The organism is Streptomyces sp. NPDC026673 (genome assembly GCF_040638135.1).
Taxonomy (GTDB): Bacteria; Actinomycetota; Actinomycetes; order Streptomycetales; family Streptomycetaceae; genus Actinacidiphila.
Genome location: NZ_JBEZXR010000061.1, coordinates 11,710 through 29,267 on the forward strand (window position 1 = coordinate 11,710; position 17,558 = coordinate 29,267).

General features: G+C 71.0%; 16 protein-coding genes. 10 read left to right on the top strand and 6 right to left on the bottom strand.

All coding sequences use genetic code 11. The annotated features are described in order from the left end of the window. Positions 1-210 precede the first annotated feature (210 nt). Positions 211-1,086, top strand: coding sequence for an alpha/beta hydrolase (locus AB0F62_RS31475; RefSeq protein WP_361806933.1), 876 nt, complete (start codon positions 211-213; stop codon positions 1,084-1,086). A gap of 69 nt (positions 1,087-1,155) precedes the next feature. Here AB0F62_RS31475 and AB0F62_RS31480 read toward each other — a convergent pair whose 3' ends face one another. After that, positions 1,156-1,539 (bottom strand): hypothetical protein, encoded by a 384-nt coding sequence (locus tag AB0F62_RS31480; protein ID WP_361806937.1) that lies wholly within the window; start codon positions 1,537-1,539, stop codon positions 1,156-1,158. A 247-nt stretch (positions 1,540-1,786) separates the two neighbouring features. Between AB0F62_RS31480 and AB0F62_RS31485 the strand changes: the two genes are divergently transcribed. Continuing rightward, positions 1,787-2,500, top strand: coding sequence for a hypothetical protein (locus AB0F62_RS31485; RefSeq protein ID WP_361806940.1), 714 nt, complete (start codon positions 1,787-1,789; stop codon positions 2,498-2,500). A gap of 31 nt (positions 2,501-2,531) precedes the next feature. On the opposite strand, the gene AB0F62_RS31490 is transcribed toward AB0F62_RS31485, so the two are convergent. Further along, positions 2,532-3,764 carry an alkene reductase gene (locus AB0F62_RS31490; RefSeq protein ID WP_361806943.1) on the bottom strand — a complete coding sequence of 411 codons (1,233 nt, stop codon included), beginning with the start codon at positions 3,762-3,764 and terminating at the stop codon, positions 2,532-2,534. A 212-nt stretch (positions 3,765-3,976) separates the two neighbouring features. Further along, positions 3,977-5,038 (bottom strand): NADH:flavin oxidoreductase/NADH oxidase, encoded by a 1,062-nt coding sequence (locus tag AB0F62_RS31495; protein WP_361806946.1) that lies wholly within the window; start codon positions 5,036-5,038, stop codon positions 3,977-3,979. A gap of 182 nt (positions 5,039-5,220) precedes the next feature. Between AB0F62_RS31495 and AB0F62_RS31500 the strand changes: the two genes are divergently transcribed. Beyond that, positions 5,221-5,808, top strand: a complete 588-nt coding sequence (locus AB0F62_RS31500; protein WP_361806949.1) for a PadR family transcriptional regulator — start codon at positions 5,221-5,223, stop codon at positions 5,806-5,808. A 545-nt stretch (positions 5,809-6,353) separates the two neighbouring features. Here the strand turns inward: AB0F62_RS31500 and AB0F62_RS31505 are convergent. The 3 genes from AB0F62_RS31505 to AB0F62_RS31515 all read right to left on the bottom strand — a co-directional run bounded on the left by AB0F62_RS31505 (position 6,354) and on the right by AB0F62_RS31515 (position 10,841). Beyond that, positions 6,354-6,944 (bottom strand): sigma factor-like helix-turn-helix DNA-binding protein, encoded by a 591-nt coding sequence (locus tag AB0F62_RS31505; protein WP_361806952.1) that lies wholly within the window; start codon positions 6,942-6,944, stop codon positions 6,354-6,356. A gap of 144 nt (positions 6,945-7,088) precedes the next feature. Then, positions 7,089-9,896, bottom strand: a complete 2,808-nt coding sequence (locus AB0F62_RS31510) for an AAA family ATPase (protein ID WP_361806955.1) — start codon at positions 9,894-9,896, stop codon at positions 7,089-7,091. Between the two features lie 585 nt (positions 9,897-10,481). Then, positions 10,482-10,841, bottom strand: a complete 360-nt coding sequence (locus AB0F62_RS31515) for a hypothetical protein (protein ID WP_361806958.1) — start codon at positions 10,839-10,841, stop codon at positions 10,482-10,484. A gap of 517 nt (positions 10,842-11,358) precedes the next feature. Between AB0F62_RS31515 and AB0F62_RS31520 the strand changes: the two genes are divergently transcribed. The 7 genes from AB0F62_RS31520 to AB0F62_RS31550 all read left to right on the top strand — a co-directional run bounded on the left by AB0F62_RS31520 (position 11,359) and on the right by AB0F62_RS31550 (position 17,536). Further along, complete coding sequence (locus AB0F62_RS31520; RefSeq protein ID WP_361806961.1) at positions 11,359-12,576, top strand: ATP-binding protein; 1,218 nt, start codon at positions 11,359-11,361, stop codon at positions 12,574-12,576. After that, positions 12,573-12,974 (top strand): roadblock/LC7 domain-containing protein, encoded by a 402-nt coding sequence (locus AB0F62_RS31525; RefSeq protein WP_319659444.1) that lies wholly within the window; start codon positions 12,573-12,575, stop codon positions 12,972-12,974. The genes AB0F62_RS31520 and AB0F62_RS31525 overlap by 4 nt, the downstream gene beginning before the upstream one ends. Continuing rightward, positions 12,971-13,345, top strand: coding sequence for a DUF742 domain-containing protein (locus AB0F62_RS31530; protein WP_361806964.1), 375 nt, complete (start codon positions 12,971-12,973; stop codon positions 13,343-13,345). Before AB0F62_RS31525 ends, AB0F62_RS31530 begins: the two co-directional genes overlap by 4 nt. Further along, positions 13,320-13,910, top strand: coding sequence for an ATP/GTP-binding protein (locus tag AB0F62_RS31535; protein WP_361806967.1), 591 nt, complete (start codon positions 13,320-13,322; stop codon positions 13,908-13,910). Before AB0F62_RS31530 ends, AB0F62_RS31535 begins: the two co-directional genes overlap by 26 nt. A gap of 59 nt (positions 13,911-13,969) precedes the next feature. Next, on the top strand, positions 13,970-15,322 hold the full coding sequence (locus tag AB0F62_RS31540; protein WP_361806970.1) for a cytochrome P450: 1,353 nt from the start codon (positions 13,970-13,972) through the stop codon (positions 15,320-15,322). Between the two features lie 100 nt (positions 15,323-15,422). Next, positions 15,423-16,685 (top strand): cytochrome P450, encoded by a 1,263-nt coding sequence (locus AB0F62_RS31545; protein ID WP_361806973.1) that lies wholly within the window; start codon positions 15,423-15,425, stop codon positions 16,683-16,685. Then, a complete protein-coding gene (locus AB0F62_RS31550) occupies positions 16,682-17,536 on the top strand; it encodes an enoyl-CoA hydratase/isomerase family protein (protein ID WP_361806976.1) in 855 nt (284 codons plus the stop codon). Before AB0F62_RS31545 ends, AB0F62_RS31550 begins: the two co-directional genes overlap by 4 nt. Positions 17,537-17,558 lie beyond the last annotated feature (22 nt).

Below are 17,558 nucleotides of genomic sequence, written 5' to 3' on the forward strand. Positions count from 1 at the left end.
GCGGGTGACACCGCTTCGCCGATCTCCCTGCGCGGAGAATCGCGCACTCTCCGTGATGTGACCTACCGCTCGCCGTTCGGCGTTGCCCGCGGCGTGGTCTCCCCCTTAGGTTCGGGTTGGACAGAACGTTCTATCTACCTTCACTGCTCCGCAAGCCGACCCGGTCCCTGAGACGACGGGCCCGCTGCACACATCACCGATGGAGAAAAGATGTCCCACCGTCGCCCCGTTCGCCGCGTCCGCCTCGCCGTCGTCGGCGCGGCCGGCCTCGCCCTGGCCGCCGGACTGACCACGACCGCTTCCGCCGGCCAGGACCATCACGCCGAGCGGGCCGGCAAGCCGGCGCCCAAGCCGACCGTCGTCCTCGTCCACGGCGCCTGGGCGGACTCCGCCGGCTGGACCGGCGTCGCCAAGCGCCTGCAGGCCGACGGCTACCGGGTCACGGCCCCCGCGAACCCGCTGCGCGGCCTGAACAGCGACGCCGCCTACCTCGCCGACTACCTCAAGACCGTCAACGGCCCGGTCGTCCTGGTGGGCCACTCCTACGGCGGCGCCGTCATCACCAACGCCGCCACGGGCAACCCCAACGTCAAGGCACTCGTCTACGTCGCCGCCTTCGCCCCCGACAAGGGCGAGAACATCGCGGACCTGGTGGGCAGGTTCCCCGGCAGCCACCTCAGCGACGACCCCGAAGCCCCCGTGCCCACGGCCCTGAACGCCGTCCCCTTCACCCAGGCCGACGGCAGCACCGGCGTCGACCTCTACATCAAGCCCGACAAGTTCCGCGACGTCTTCATGAGCAACCGCGTCAGCAGGGGCAAGGCCGCCGCACTCGCCGCCACACAGCGCCCCGTCACCGCGCAGGCGGTCGGCGAGCCCTCCGCGAAAAGCCCGGCCTGGAAGACCATCCCCTCCTGGTACCTCGTCGCCCGCGGCGACCGGACGATACCCGCGGCCGCCGAGCGGTTCATGGCCTCGCGCGCGCACGCCCACACCACCGAGGTCGACGCTCCGCACGCCGTCCACGTGACCGACCCCCAGGCCGTGACGCGCCTCATCGAGAAGGCCGCGGCGAGCACCCGCTGACCCGCCCCCCGTCCCGGGCCCCCTCCCACCACCGGTGGGCGGGGGCCGACGCCCGGCGCGGTGCCGGAGTCAGGCGGCGGCCACGAGCACGGCGACGCCGTGCTCGAGGACGGCACGCGCGGCCCGGGCGTCGCCGAGGTAGCCGGCCACCATCGCACCGTCCCGCATGGCCACCATGGCGTCGGCGGACTGCGAGGGATCGGCTGCCCCGAGCCGCCCGAAGGCACCCCGCAGCACCTCACGGAACCAGGCGCGGTGCCGCAGCACCGCCTGATGGACGGCACTTTCGCGGTCCGGGTACTCGGCGGTGGCGTTGATGAACGGACAGCCCCGGAACCCGGTGCCGCACACCTCCTCGCCGATGCCGTGGGCGACGTCGGCCTCCGCCATGACGCGATCCACCCCGACGCCCCGGATGCCCTCGCCGTAGAAGAGCCTGCTCGCCGTGCTCAACAACCGTTCACGCGCCTCGGAGGCCGGCGAACCGGTGCGGGTGCGTGCGTAGCCTTCGACATGACCGCAGTATAGAACGGTCTTTCTATTGCCGGTGTGGATCTTGTTGCTCGGGCGCTACCCGCATGGGAGGATGCGCCCTTCATCGCCGGTGCCGCGGGACTGCCGCTCCGTACCGGTGGGACTTCGGAACCGGGTGGGGAACGTGGGTACAGGGGTGTCGCGGGCAGCCGCGGCGGTGTGCGTGTTGACCGTGACCGTCGCCGGTTGCGGGTACGGTGACGGGGGCGGGGACGGCGCGGGGGCCTCGCACCCCGAGAAGCGGGCCGCGGCACCTGCGAAGATCCTGAGTCATCAGGAGCTGGAGCGGACCGCTTTGGAGTCGAAGGACGTCGACGGATTCAGCATCGGGCCCATGGTGGGCGACGTGGGGGCCGGGCAGCCGGTGGTGAGTCAGGTTTCCCCCGCTCCCGCGCGGTGCAAGCCGATCAACGACATGACCGCGTTCGTCGGCAGGTACCAGCCCGTGTGGCAGGTCGCGAAGACCGTCGGCCGCACGTCCGATGAGGCCAACAGATCGTCCACGACGGTGGCGCTCAACTCCTACCGGCAGCAGGACTCGACCAAGGTGATGACGGAACTGCGCGGTGCGCTCGACACCTGCACGGAGTTCGCGCCACCCGCGTCTGCGACCACCGGCTGGACGTACTCGCAGATCCGCGAGCTGCCGGACCCTTCGCTGGGGGACGACGCACTCTCGTACCGCATGACGCTGAACATGGCCGCCGACGACGTGGGCCCCGCGCAGTCCGTCGTCTTCACCTACGTGGTCGTCCGGAGCGGAACCACCGTGGCGACGTTCACCTCGAACCTCTTGGGCGTGAACAACAAACCCACCGACGTCCCCCGGCACCTCATCGACGCCCAGCTCAAGAAGCTGAGCCGGGCGTCGCGAGGCTGAGGGTCCCGTACGGGTGCGGGATCCGCCCGGGTCAGTCCCGGGCGGCGCCGTGCTGCTGCTGGGCCCAGGCCATGTGCCATGTGTCCAGCGGCGTCGCGGAGTTCAGCTCCAGGCCCGGCACCGGTGCGAGGCGTCCCTCGCGCAGTTCGGCGAGAAGGCGCTCGGCCTCGAGGGAGGGGTAGTCCAGGTAGCCTCGGTCGTCACCGCCGAAGAAGGTCGGTCGCAGCGCCTCGCGGACCTCCGCGTCACGGGCCAGCCGCTCGGGCAGGTCGGGGTTGGCGATGAAGTCACGCCCGAAGCCCACGGCGTCGACGGTCCCGCTCTCCACGGCGCGCAGTGCCTGGTCGCGTCCGTAGCCGCCGGTCGCGATCAGGCGGCCCGGGTAACGCTTGCGGGCCCACGCGCTGTCGATGGTGTCGGCCGGCCGGTGTTCGGCTGTGTGGTCGTCGTTGCCGAGGATGCCCGGCTCCACCAGGTGCAGATACGCGAGGTCACGGGCGGCCAGCTCGCCCACGACGTAGCCGAACAGCGCCTCCGGGTCGGAGTCGGTCATGTCCTGGAAGACGCTGCTCGGGGAGATGCGGACGCCGACGCGGTCCGCGCCCACCGCCCGGATCAGCGCGTCGACCACCTCCAGCAGCAGGCGCGCGCGGTTCTCGATGCCGCCGCCGTACTGGTCCGTGCGCCGGTTGGCGCTGTCCTGGAGGAACTGGTCGATCAGGTAGCCGTTGGCCGCGTGCACCTCCACACCGTCGAACCCGGCCGCCAGGGCGTTCTCACCGGCCTTGGCGAACTGGGCGACGACGGCGTGGATCTCGTCGATCTCCAGCGGTCGCGGGGTGACGAAGGGAACGCGGCCCTCGTCGGTGAAGACCAGGCCGTCGATGGCGATGGGCGAGGGCCCGACCGGGGTCTTGCCGCCGGGCTGGAAGACCGGGTGGGAGGCGCGGCCGGTGTGCCACAGCTGCGTGACGATGGTGCCGCCCGCGGCGTGCACCGCGTCCGTCACCCGCTTCCACCCCTGGACCTGCGCGTCACTCCACAGGCCCGGGATGCCGGGGCCGCCGACGCCTTCGGCGGAGACGACGGTGCCCTCCGTGATGATCAGTCCGGCCGAGGCGCGCTGGGTGTAGTAGAGCGGCGCGGAGGGTCCGGGGCTGCCGTCGGGCAGGGCCCGGCTGCGCGTCATCGGGGGCATGACGAAGCGGTTGGACAGCGACAGTGCGCCAAGCCGGACAGGGTCGAAGAGGGGGCTGTTGTGCATGGTTCTTCTCCGAAATCGTGAGGGGAAATGAGGGAAGTGGGGGTCAGGCAGGTCGGAGGGCAGGCCAGCCGGCGCCGGACCTGGACGTCGGCGTGAAGGTCGGGCTCCGCGCGGCAGTGCGTGGTCCGGACATCGGCGTCGGCCTACGCGACGTGGTACAGGACCGGGGTGTTGACCCTCCCGCCCAGCGCGGAGGCCGCATCGGCGTCGGCCTACGCGACGTGGTACAGGACCGGGGTGTTGACCCTCCCGCCCAGCGCGGAGGCCGCGTGGAGCGGCCAGTACGGGTCCCGCAGCAACTCCTGGCCGAGCAGGACGGCGTCGGCGCCGCCGGAACGGAGGAGGGCCTGTGCCCGCGCGGGTCCGGTGAGCGGGCCGACGGCGGCGACGGGCATGCCGGTCTCGTCGCGGACGCGCTCGGCGACGGGCACCCGGTGACGCGGGGCCGGAACGTCCATCAGATCCACGCCCCGGGCCTGAAGCTCCTTGGCGAGGCGAACGGTGTCGTCGGCGGTCCAGCCCTCGCAGTCGCCGCCGCTCTCGCCCGGCCCGTCGGCGGACGACATGCGGAAGAAGACCGGCAGGTCCTGCGGCCACACCGCGCGGACGGCCTCGACGACCTCCAGGGCGAAGCGGGTACGGCCCATGAAGTCGCCGCCGTAGCCGTCGGTGCGGTGGTTGGAGTGCGGGGACAGGAACTGGTTGACGAGGTAGCCGTGGACGCCGTGGATCTCGGCGACCTGGAACCCGGCGTCCAGGGCGCGCCCGGCGGCGTCGGCGAAGTCCGCCACGACCCGGCCGATCTGCTCGGTGCCCAGTTCCTCGACCGCGGTGGAGCCCGCGGCGAACGGGACGGTGCCGGAACCGCCGGGCGCCCAGCCGTACCGCTTGCCCGGGGTGACCGGGAACCTGCGATCGACCCAGCCTCCCCCGGCGGGTTCCCCGCGTCCCGCGGCCAGTTGGACACCCGGCACGGTGCCCTGGGACTTCAGGAACGCGGTGATCCGCCGGAAGGCCTCGACCTGGGTGTCGTTCCAGATGCCGAGGTCGTACGGGCCCAGCCGGTTCTCCGGGCTGACCGCGGTGGCCTTGGAGAGGATCAGTCCGGCGCCGCCGGTGGCCCGCGCCGCCAGGTGTGCGAAGTGCCAGTCGTCGGGCACGCCCGCCCGTTCGCCCTCCGGGGCGGCGCCGGCCTGGCACATGGCGTCCATCCATATGCGGTTCGGAACGGTCAGTGAGCGGAGAGTGATGGGCTCGAACAAGGTGGTACTCACGAGGCTGCCTCCTGTCGGATGGGGAAGGGGCGGGCGGCCGTGGTCACGCGCCCGACAAGGCGTCCGTCGGGACGGCTTGCGCCGGTCGTGTTGATCCCTCTCAACCGTCGAAATCCACGGTACGGTGTGGACGGTTATGTCCGGAATATTGAGATTCAGATGGTCCGGATCGGGAGACAGCGATGCCGACCGCACTGCCGGTCAGTGCCTATGTGGTCCTCGGCCTGCTGAGCAGGCACGAAGGAGCGACCCCCTACCAGCTCGATCAGCGAATCCGCCGGAGCATCGGGCACTTCTGGGTCTTCCCGCGCTCACAGCTGTACGCGGAGGCCGGACGGTTGGTCCGGCGCGGACTGGTCGTCGAGCGCCAGGAAGAGGGCGGCCGTCACCGGCGGACCCTGTCGCTCACCGAGGAGGGACGGCGCGAGCTGTGTCGATGGCTCGCCGCGCCGACGCGGGCGATCACCGAGATCCACGACGAAGGGCTGCTGAGGCTCTACTTCCAGCCTCAGACCTGTGACGCCGACGCGACCGGCGCCGCGGACACGATCGACGCGATCACCCGGCTCGCCACGGAACAGATCCGGGCCCATGAAGGCCAACTGGCGGAATACCGGCTCCTGGTCGCCTCCGGAACCCTGCCGGCGGGTTCGCCCCAACGGGCCACCGTGGAGGTGGGATTGCGGTTCGAGCGCATGCTCATCGACTTCTGGCGTGAGATCGCCGCCTCGCCGGCGCACCTCGTCGGGGAGACCGGCGACGAGGTGTGACCGGGGCATCCCGTGACCGATCGCCGGACGCGCTCCGCACCGCGCCGGCCCCGACCACCACCCACGTCCCCGCCGCGGCGGGCCGGACCACACCGCTGCCGCACCAGAAGGCGGAGTGTGGGGGGATGGTTTCGCCGCCCGGGGCCACGGGGCCCGGCCCGCTGAACGCACACTCTGCCGCAACCCGGGGTAACAGTGTCAACCCCGGTGGGCGGACGCGGAGTTGCAGAGCGGTCAGGTCCGGGGGTTCGGCGGCGCACGGCGCGCCCCCGGCGGCTGCCCGCCCGGCACGGTACCTGACGCAGCGGGCCTCCTCCCGCCCCTCCCGGAAGGCATGGCCCCGCAATTGGTCCGGGAACCCTCCTCGCGATTGGACCGCATCTCCGCCCCATCCGGCGTCTAGCGTTGCGGATGCGACTCGGCGTCGGCCCCTCACGGCTTCGTCCGAGCCACCGGTACACCCGGTCAACGGTCCGAGAGTGATCCGACCCCCTCGGTGATCATTTCGTAAGGAGTTCCACGTCCCCGCCGCCCCGCCGTCACCTTCACCCTTCCCCACTCCCGGGGGGAACCTCCGCCAGGAACTCCCGCGCCCGCACGACCAGGGCGCGTACGTCGGCCTGGGACAGGCCGATGATCCCGGCGATCCGCGCGTGCGGGAAGCCGAACGCCTCCCGGAGCACATACGCCGCCCGCTCCGTCGGCGTGAGACCGTCCATCAGCGCCAGCACCGCGACCTCCAGAGCCTCCCCGTTCACGGCGCCCACCGCGGGGTCGCCCGTGGTCGCGACCGGCTCCGGCAGCCAGAAGCCGACATAGTTCCCCCGGCGGGCTCTCGCGGATCGCAGCGCGTCGATCGCCAGCCGGGTCACCATCGTGACGAGGGACGCCTGCGCGTCCTGCGCCCCGGGCCGGTCGCCGTTCCGCCAGCGCGTCCGGACGTCCCGGAGGACCTCCTCGGCTTCGCCGGCACTGCCGAGCATCCGGTAGGCGATCCCGAACATGAGCCTGCGGGCGTCCTCGAACACGGCCTCCGCCTCGCGGAGGTCCTCGGGGGCCAGGTCCTGGCCGTCCTCGGCCGACCGGGCGACCGGGGTCGGGGTCGGCGTCGTCGTCTCCAGGCTGGGCGCGGACATCAGGGACTCCTCTTCGTGGACGGCACCCATGGAGGGCGATGGTTCCACCCTCGCTGCGCGACGCCGCCTACCGCGCCCCTGAAGTCCGTAGTCGAGTCCGTAGTGCCCCCCGGGGCGGATCTCCCGCACCGGGTCTCGGCCGGATCAGACCGTGTCCGCGTCCTTGGCGTCCGCGGCCGGGGCGATCGCGAGGGCACCCTGCAGCGCACGGCGAGAGCTGATGCCGAGCTTCGTGTACACCTTCCGCAGGTGCCACTCCACGGTGTGGGGGCTGATGAACAGCTCCGCGCCGATCTTCGGGTTCGTCATGCCGCCGGCGGCCAGGGTCGCGATCTGCGACTCCTGCGGGGTCAGGGCGCTCGCCGGATCGGCTTCCCGCACCCGGACGCGCTCGCCACAGGCGAGCAGTTCGCGGCGGGCCCGCTCGGCGAAGGCGCGCGCCCCCATTCCGTCGAACATCTCGTGGGCCGCGCGAAGGTGCTCCCGGGCCAGCGAACGGCGGCGGCTCCGGCGCAGCCACTCGCCGTACAGCAGGTGCGTGCGTGCCACCTCCACCGCCACGACCACGCGATCACGGCCGAACGCCTCGATCGCGGTCCGGTACAGTCCGTCGGCCTCGTCACCGTCGGTGAGAAGAGCCCGGCTGCGCGCCGTCACGCCACGAGCCCATCCGGAATCGGCCGCGCGGGTGAGTTGGACCAGCCGGGCGAGCGAGGCGCGGGCCTGGTCGAGTTCGCCGCACCGGGTCGCGGCCTCGATGTGTTCGACCAGCGACAGGCCGGTGAAGTTGAACCCGTCGTGCTCGATGCCCGAACGAGCGGCCACCAGGGCCTGGTCGTAGCGGGCCAGGCCGTTGAACAGCACACCTTGGATGTAGCCCGTGACGCCCAGGAGGGACACCTCGCCCCGCTGTGCCGCCCTCTCCTTGGCCTCTTCGATGAAGCCGGCCGCGACGTCCTCGTCGCCTCGCCACGCGGACAGGACGAGCGTCGCGTATTTGTGGGGTGCGTGGCCGGTCGCGGTGGCGATCGCGTCGGCTTCGTCGATCATCCGCTCCGCCTCGGCGAAGTCGCCGGTGTGGATGTGCACCCCGCCGGCGTAGATCAGTGCCGGTGGCAGCGCGCCGAGCGCTCCGATGTCGCGGGCCAGGCGCACCGCACGGGTCGCCAGCGCGTCCCACGCGGTCAGGTCCCAGGCGTAGTGGATGAACGCCTCCAGGGCGACCGGGGCCAGGAGGAGCCAGCGCATGGTCGCCTCCCGGGTGCCGACGTCCTCGTGCACGAGAGGCTCCAGCGCGCGGCACAGTGCCGGGCCACCGGTCTCGTAGTCGTCCGAGAGGAGCGTGGCCACACCGTCCAGAAGCATGTCGGCGGCCTTGGAGCCCGAGGGGGGCGCCCCGGAGCCGCGGGCCGCGATCGCCGCGGCGCGGGCGCCTGCCGGCCCGTGGACCCTGCCCGCGAACACGGTCGCGCTGATCGCCTCGAGGTAGGTCTCCCGCGCCAGGGGCGAGCCGGCGGCGGTGAACTGCGCGGCGGCGCCGAGGAGCAGGGGCGCCGCCTCGTCGCTGCGGCTGCGGGCGAAGAGAATCCTGGCCCGCAGGCGCGCCAACCGGGCTCGGTCCAGGGGGCCGAGGGGACTCAGTTCGGCCAGTGTCGCCAGCTCCGTGGCGCGGTCGGGCGAGGCGGCCGAGAAGTGCGCCTCCGCGGCCGCGAGAGCTCGGCGCCCCCGCGACCAGGGGTCCGGCGTCACCTCGGCCGCGCGTTCCAGCAGGACCGCCTCGGCGGCCATGCCGCCGCGCTGCCGCGCCCGGCCGGCGGCCTGCTCCAGCCCCGAGGCGACCTCTTCGTCCGGCCCGTCGACGGCCTGCGCGGCATGCCAGGCGCGCCGGTCGGGATCCATGACCGGGTCCGTGGCCGCGGCCAGCGCCCGGTGCACCGCTCGGCGCTCTTCGGGGTCGGCCTGGTGGTAGACCGCCGAACGGACCAGCGGATGCCGAAACCGAACCGACTCGCCGAACTCGATCAGGCCGGCCGCCTTGGCCGGTGCGACATCGGGAGTGATCTCCAGCAGGGCGGCGGCGCGCACCAGCAGGCGCGGGTCACCGACCGGTTCCGCCGCGGCGATCAGCAGCAGCGTCCGGGTCGGCGCCGGCAGTGAACCGAGCCGGCTCGCGAAGTCCCGTTCGACGCGGCTCGACACCGTCCCCTGGACACCCGGGGTACTCGAGTCCACGCCGTAGGCCAGTTCGGCGGCGCTACGGCCGCGGGAGAACTCGATCAGCGCCAGGGGGTTGCCGTGCATCTCGGCCACGAACCGGTCCCGGACCCGCTTCTCCAGCCGCCCGCCGACGGCGGCCTCGAGGAGCTCCCCGGCCGCGGCGGCGTCGAGACCGCCGATCCGCATCTCCGGCAGGCCGGCGAGTGCGGCCTCTCCCTCGGGGACGCGTACCGCGAAGGTCATCGCGACCGCCTCGGCGAGCAGCCGTCGGGCCACGAACTCCAGTGTCTGCAAGGACACCTGGTCCAGCCACTGGGCGTCGTCGACCACGACGAGCACCGGTCGGGTCTCCGAGACCCGGGTGAACAGGGTCAGCACGGCGAGGCCGACGAGGAAGCGGTCGGGCGGGTCGCCGGCCGCCATCCCGAATGCCACGCGGAGGGCGTCGCGCTGGGGTCCCGGCAAAGCGTCGACCTCGGCCAGGAACGGCGCACACAGCTGGTGCAGGCTCGCGTACGGCAGCTCCATGTCGGCCTCGATGCCCCGCGCCCGGGTGATCGTCACCCGTGACGCCCGGGCGGCCGCGTACTCCAGGAGCACCGACTTCCCGATGCCCGCCTCGCCACGGATCACGCAGACCCGGGACTCACCTTTGCGCAGGCCGGCCAGCAGGTCGTCGAGCGCCGCACACTCGTGATGCCGGCCGACCAGGACGGGAAGCGAACTGGTGGTCATGCGAGGCGGCTCCTAGAGGTTCCCAGGGCGGCCCCGGGAAGGTTGTCGGGAAGATCGTGGACAGGTGCCCGGGACCGCTCCCTGCCCACGGTGTGGGACCACTGTGAGGCATGGGACGAATGAGCCCTTCCGGACCAAGCAGGGCGGGGCGGACACTCAAAATAGCCAGTGACCACAAACCGCGCAAACACAGTGACATCACAACAGGTGTGACCGAATGCACACCGAAGAAATGCTTCGGGGTCGCCACGAAAGGCGCCGCCGTCCGGCCGGTCGCCACGTGTCGCCACGTCCTTGTTCATGGCGGGAACCAGCGGGTCAGGCCCCCGAAGTGCCCTCGAAGACCGAGGGGTCGATGTCGTCGCCATCACAGCGGACGGACGCCCGGCTCCACCGCGTCCCGCGGGATGTCGACCGCGCCACACGGTGTGACCGTGTGACCAGCGACGATGCCCACATCGTCACGGCATCGGGATGGTACCCACCCGGCGCCGGAGCCGGCCCACCCCGCCGGGACGCGGGAGCGCCCTGCGGCCGGCACCTTGCGGGTGAGCTGCCCGCCGGCCGGCCCGCGCACCGTGGCGGTCACCACGTCCCCGAGCCGTCCCGGCGGGATTCGTCGCGTCGGCCCGGATCATCGACCACCTCATGGCCTCGGTCCGGTGTGACGTGGAAGGCACGGTTCCATGCGCTTTCGGCCAGGGTGTACACCTCGGGATCGTCGCAGACGGCGTCCTGGATCCGCCGGCCGACCACCTCCATGCTCTTGGCCATCGGGCCGCCCGCGAGCAGCGGATGGGCCACGGCGGTCTGCAGACCCACCATGAGGACCCACGCGTCCTGCCGCGTCATGGCGAGCTCGATCGCGGGGAGCCCTTCCCAGCGCTCATACGCGTCCCGCATCAGCCGTACGGCCGCGTCCTGCTCGCTCATCTCTCCGGGCACGTCATCTCTTTCTCTTGCCGGTCTTCACGGTGAAACCTCCGCCCGAGCGGACCAAGGAGGTAGGCAGTAAGGACAGGGCGGCGTCCTCGTTTGTGACAGCCTCGAGCGGCGGGAATCCGCCCCCTGGCCACGGCGCGGCCGTTCCCCTCGCGCGGCTCCACGCGGACGCCGCCGCGGCCCGCGACCCGTCCGGAATCGCCCCACAGGAGGACAGCCCGGAAGCCGCTTCCGCGGTCGTATCGCGCGGTCGCCCGCGAGGAGGGTTGTGATGACCGTGTGCAAACCATCAAGTCGCAGTCAGGCTTCACCAATTGGTGATCCACTGCTGTTAGGGTGATCAGGTTTCTAGAAGGCTGATGGCGCGCGTGCGCGCGGGGGACAGTCTCCAGGGCACCATCGCGGAGGAGCACCGCTGGGCTGGGTTCGGCATGATGGCACGCCCTTCGGGCGTCCGGAGTAGCCCTGAGCCGCAGTCCGGATGGTCACTTCTGTCGCGATGCGACTTGAAGAGAGCCTGATGACGTCAATTTGGGGCGATCCATTCCTGTGGATCTCCATAGTTGTGTTTTGTGTCGCCGTCATGGTCGTCCTGCGCGCTCGTAGGACGAACATGATCCTGCGGAGCAACAATGCCCGGCTGCAGGGTGAGGGCGACTCGGCGCGGTCCGACGCGGATGCCGTCCGCAGGGCCCAAGCCGGACTACGAGAGCAGCACGCCGCCGAGTTGGCGGAGGTGCGCAAAGACGCGGAGGAGGACACCAAGACCGTCTTGAAGTCGGCGATGCGCACGCTGCAGGTGCTCGCCGACGAGCAGCAGGTCGTCATCGACCGAGTCCAGAAGAAGTACGGCGACGATCCGCAGATCCTCGCCGACCTGATGGCCATCGACCACGCCAACAGCCAGTTCGGGAGGCGCGCGCAAGGCATCGCGGTGCTGTGCGGCGGCTGGCTCGGCCGACGGGAGACCGTGGCCTCGGTGTACGACGTGGCGCGCAGTGCGCAGGGCCGCATTCGCCGGTTCGACCGCGTCCAGATCCACGCCCAGATGCACTTCACGGTCGCCAGCCGGGCCGTGGAGCCGGTGGCGGTGGTGCTTGCCGAGCTGCTGGCGAACGCCACCAACTACAGCGCCCCCGACACCCCGGTCGAGATCAACATCCGGGCCGTTCCCAAGGGCGTCTGCGTCATCGTCGACGATGCCGGCCTGGGTATGAGCCAGGAGGAGAAGGACCAGGCCGCGGCCCTCCTGTCGCCCTCCACGCCGGTCGGGATCACCGCTCTCGGCAATCCGCCGAAGTTCGGATTCGCCGTGGCCGGCATGCTCGCGGCCCGCTACGGCTTCGAGGTCTCGGTCGACTCCGTGTCCCCGTACGGCGGCGTGCGGGCGGTCATCCTTCTGCCGGAGAAACTCCTGACGAACGAAGCCCCCGCACCTCAGCCCGAGACGGCCGACGCCCGGACCACCGCCGAGACCACGCCCCCCAAGCGCCTGGCACCCGTGAGCGCTCCCGTCTCTGTGGGCGCCCACGGCACCACGGCGGGCGGACTGCCCAAGCGCCGCCGTCACACGGTGACCGTGCTCCCCCAGCCCTCCGCCGAGTCGGCCCCCGACGAGACGGCAGGACCGGCACCGGAGGACAACACCGGTACCAGGGCCTCACGCATCGGGGCGTTCCAGCGCGGAACCCTGTCCGGTCGGGACACCACGAACACGGAAGGACTCCAGGACCAATGAACCCCGATCTGTCGTGGGTGCTCAACGACGTACTCCAGGTGCGCGGTGCGCGGCACGCCATCCTCGTCTCGGCGGACGGTCTGCTGCTGGAGAAGTCCAGCGAGATCGGCCGGGACGACGCGGAGACCAACGCGGCGGCCATGAGTTCGATGCAGTCGTTGTCGCGGGCCGTGGCGCCGTTCACCGGAGGCGGTGCGAGTCCGTGGCGGCAGACGCTGCTGGAGTACGAGCACGGCTGGATCTTCCTGATCGCCGCGGGTGACGGGGCGTATCTGGCCGCGTCGGCCGCGCCGGATGTGGACATGGAGGCCATGAGTTTCCGCATGCAGCAACAGGTCGGCGCGCTCGGCAAGGCGATGACCACGCCGCCGCGTCAGAACGCCGGTGCCGAAGCATGACGTCACGCGGCAAGGAAGAACCGGTCGCCAGCGACTTCGTCCGTTCCTACGTCATCGCCGGCGGGCGCGCCCTGCCCCCGGCGGACGCCCTGTCGCTTCTCACACTGGTCACGATCGCGCCCGGCCGGCAGCTCCCCCTCGGGGCCAGTCCCGAGGTGGCTGCCATCTGGGAGCTGTGCTCCGGTGGCTACCTGTCGGTCGCCGAAGTCGCCGCCCACCTGGAACTCCCGGTGGGCGTCGCGCGGCTGCTGCTGACCGATTTAACCGAGCAAGGGCATCTGCTGCGCCGTGAAGCCCCGCCCCCCGCCCAGGCCGTCGACAAGAGAATCCTCGAAGAGGTGTTGCATGGACTCCAAAGGCGCTTTGCCTGACAGCGCATATGTGTCGGAGGGGGTGACCACCGCCGCGAAGATCCTGGTGGTGGGGCACTTCGCCGTGGGCAAGACGACGTTGATCGGCACGCTCTCGGAGATCGCCCCTCTGCGCACCGAAGAGAAGATGACGCAGGCGTCCCTCCACGTGGACGACCTCCGGGGAGCACCGGACAAGCGGACGACCACGGTGGCGCTGGACTTCGGGCGGCTGACGCTGAGCGAGGAGCTGGTGCTCTACCTGTTCGGCACACCCGGTCAGCAACGCTTCATGCAGTTGTGGGAGGACATGGCCCGTGGGGCGTTGGGGGCTCTGCTCCTGGTGGACCCCGCCCGGCTGGCCGAGTCCTTCCCCGTCATCGATCTCGTCGAGAAGTACGGCTTGGAGTACGCCGTGGCCGTCAACAACTTCGACCCCGAGCACCGCTACCAGGAGGACGAAATCCGGGAAGCGCTCGACCTGTTCCCGCACACCCCCGTCGTGTACTGCGACGCCCGTGACGAGTCCTCGTCCGCGCAGGCACTGATCTCTCTCGTCCAGCACCTGCTCACCCACGCCGCCTGACCGACCGGGCCCTTCGCCGCCCCCGGACGGAAGGGCTCCGGGCCTTCCCAAGGAAACCCATGGAATCTCAGCACTCCTCCCCCGTCGCCGGCGCGCCGGCGAGATGCCCGATGCACGGTGCCGACTTCGCGGCCGACCCGGGCCGGATCTACGACCGGCTGCGGGAGTTCGGCCCCGCGGCCCCCGTGGAGCTGTCGCCCGGTGTCGACGCCACCTTGGTGACCGAGCACCACACCGCGCGCCGGGTCCTGCAGAACCCGACCCTCTTCGCGCGTGACTCCCGCCGCTGGACCGCCCTCAACGAGGGCCGTATCGCGCTGGACAACCCGATCCTGCCGATGATGGCCTACCGGCCCAACTGCCTGTTCACCGACGGCACGGTGCACCTGCGCCTGCGCAAGGCCGTCACGGAGAGCCTCGACAAGCTCAACGTCAGCAGGCTCGCCCGGGACGTCGAGCAGATCGCCGACTACCTCATCGGCCAGTTCAGCGAACGCGGCCGCGCCGACCTGCTGAACGACTACGCGAAGCTGCTGCCGCTGCTGCTGTTCAACAAGCTCTTCGGCTGCCCCGCGGACATCGGCGACCGTCTGACCACCTCGATGGGCGCCATCTTCGACGGCAAGGACGCGTTGCGCGCCAACGAGGAGCTCACCGCCTGCCTGATGGAGCTGATCGCCCTCAAGCGCCGCACGCCCGGAGAGGACATCACCTCCTGGCTGATCGCGCACCCGGCGGGCCTGAACGACGAGGAGCTCAAGGACCAGCTTGTCATGCTCATGGGCGCCGGTGTGGAGCCCGAGCGAAACCTCATCGGCAACACCCTGCTCCTGCTGCTGTCCGAGGACACCTCGGGGCGCAAGTCGGGCATGCTGGTCGAGGAGGCCATGGACGACGTCCTGTGGAACAACCCGCCGATCGCCAACTACGCCACCCACTTCCCCTTGCAGACCGTGGACCTCGACGGCGTCGAGGTGGCGGCCAACACCCCGCTGGTCATCAGCTTCGCCGCCGCCAACAGCGACCCCGCGCTCACCGCGGAACGCGAGATGCTCAGCAAGGGCGCGCACCTCGCATGGGGCGCCGGCCCGCACGCCTGCCCCGCCAAGTCCCCCGCCCAGCTCATCGCCCTGACGGCGGTGGAGAAAATCCTCAACACGCTGCACGACCTGACGCTCACGGAGCCCGTGGATCAACTGCAGTGGCGTCCCGGCCCGTTCCACCGCGCCCTGGTGGCACTGCCGGTACGGTTCAGCCCGATCCCGGCCACCCGGTTCGCCGAACCGCTGCCGCCCGCCGAAGGCCCCGCGCAGGATGTCGCCCTTCTGGAGGGGACGGCGCAGCCCGTGCCCGCGGCACCGCAGCAGAGGAAGGGTTTCTGGAGCACGTTCCTGGATCTCTTCCGGGTCTGACGAGAGGCATGTGACAGGAGCAACACCAGGGAACGCATGACGGCATCAGCAGGAGGGGTAGGTTCCGCCGGTACGTTACGCCCAGCTTGAGGAGCTCTGCGTGACCGCTGTCGGTGACATAAGCCGGATAGCCATTGACCGTCGAGCCGTCATATCCGTCCTTCGTCGTCTGCGCACCCCCGAAGGACAGGCCGATCCCTTCCCCCTCTACCAAGAACTGCGCGCCATGGGTGATGTCGTGCCCGCCCCCTGGGGCGGGTACTTCATCACCGGTTACGACGTGTGCGACCAGGTCCTGCGCGGCAGGAACTGGCTCGTGCCGGACTTCGCCTGGCAGGAGCGGCAGCAGGACACCGAGCGCTGGCAGGCTCCGGCCACCCGGGAGATGAGCCTGACCCTCTCCCGTCTCAACGCACCGGTCCACACCAGTCAACGGCGCGGACTGGGCAATCCCTTCGACCGATCGACCGTCGCCGCCATGCGGCCGCAGATCGAGGAGCACGTCGCCCGGCTTCTCGACGCGCTGGACGGCGAACTGGCGGCGAACGGCGTCGCCGACTTCGTCGGCATCGTGAGCGAGCAGCTGCCACTGGCCACCATCGGCCGCTGGCTGGACATCCCGGCGACCGATTTCCCGCACATCCTCGACTTCACGCACCGTCAAGTGCACGCGCAGGAACTGCTGCCCACCAAGTCCGAACTGGCCGTCTCCGAGCAGGCCACACTGGAGCTGCGGGCCTACTTCACCGAACTGGTGCGCAGCCGGCGTGCCCGGCCCGGCAACGATGTCGTGTCCCGGTGGATCCGCCACTGGGACGAGCAGCTGGCCGGAGACCGCCACGCGGCGGATCAGATGGTCTACCAGCTGGTCATGTTCGTCACCATCGCCTCCCTGGAGACGACGGCCACGCTGCTCTCGGTCATGGTCGCGCTGCTGCTCGACGAACCCGTGCGCTGGCAGTGGCTGCGCCACAACCCCGGGCACGTGGACGACGCCATCGAGGAGGCGCTGCGCTACGACCCTCCCATCCACCTCAACAGCCGGGTCGCCGCCGACGACACCGTGCTGGCGGGCGTGCCCATGGCCAGGGACACCACGGTGCACGTCATGTACGGCTCGGCCAACCACGACCCGCGGCGCAACCCCGACCCCGACGCCTACGACATGCTCCGCGGCGGCACACACCTCACCTTCGGAGGCGGCGCACACTACTGCCTGGGCGCGGCACTGGCCAGGCTCGAGGCCAGGGCCCTGCTGACCGCATTGCTGAATCGTTTCCCCACCCTGCGCCTCGCCTCCCCGCCCTCCTACGCCCCGCGCATGGTCTTCCGCCGCGTGACCTCCATGAAGGTGACGGCATGAACGCACCACAGCCCCTCCCCACCGACACGGGAACCACACTCAAGACACTCCGCACCCTCCACAGGGGCCCGATCCTCCACGTCGAACTGCACGAGCCCGGATACGGAAACGCCATCACCGAGGCGATGCTCGACGACCTGCTCGCCGTCCTCGGCACCCCCGACCCGTCCGTGCGCGTCATCGTGCTCTCCGGATCCGGCGACGACTTCTGCCTCGGCGGCGACCGCACCGAATACGACGCCTCACTCCGTCACGACCCCACCGGCAGCGGTGTCCGAACCTCGACCGCCAAGGCGCGCCTCGTCTGTGAGGCGCTGAGCGCCAATGCCGCCGTTACCATCGCCAAGGTCCACGGCAAGGCCATCGGCGCGGGCCTGGGGCTGGCCCTCGCCTGCGACCTGCGCGTCGGCGCCGAAACCGCCTCCTTCCGCCTCCCCGAACTCGCCCTCGGCCTGCCCACCGCCTGGGGCGGCCTCCTCCCCCGGCTGCTCAACGAGGTCGGCGCCCCCCGCGTCCGTGAACTCGTCCTCACCGGACGGGCATTCGACGCCCGCGAGGCATGCTCCCTGGGCATCCTCCAAAAGGTCGTCCCCGAGAACGAACTCGACAAGGCCGTCGACGAGTGGGCACGGCCCGTCATCCGCCGGCCCGAGGACGCCCTGCGCATCACCAAGACCCTGTTCAACGCCTACGCGGCCCCCACCCGGCTCGCCGACGCCTCGGCCTTGGACGCCGAACTGATGGCCTCCATCGTCGCGGCCAGGCATCACGTACACGCGGACCGGCTGCCTCCGCCCAAGGCCCCACCGCTGCGTTCGGCGCCGGTGAGGGCGTTGCGCGCGCGGCGCTGACCGCTCGTGTACGACCGTTCGG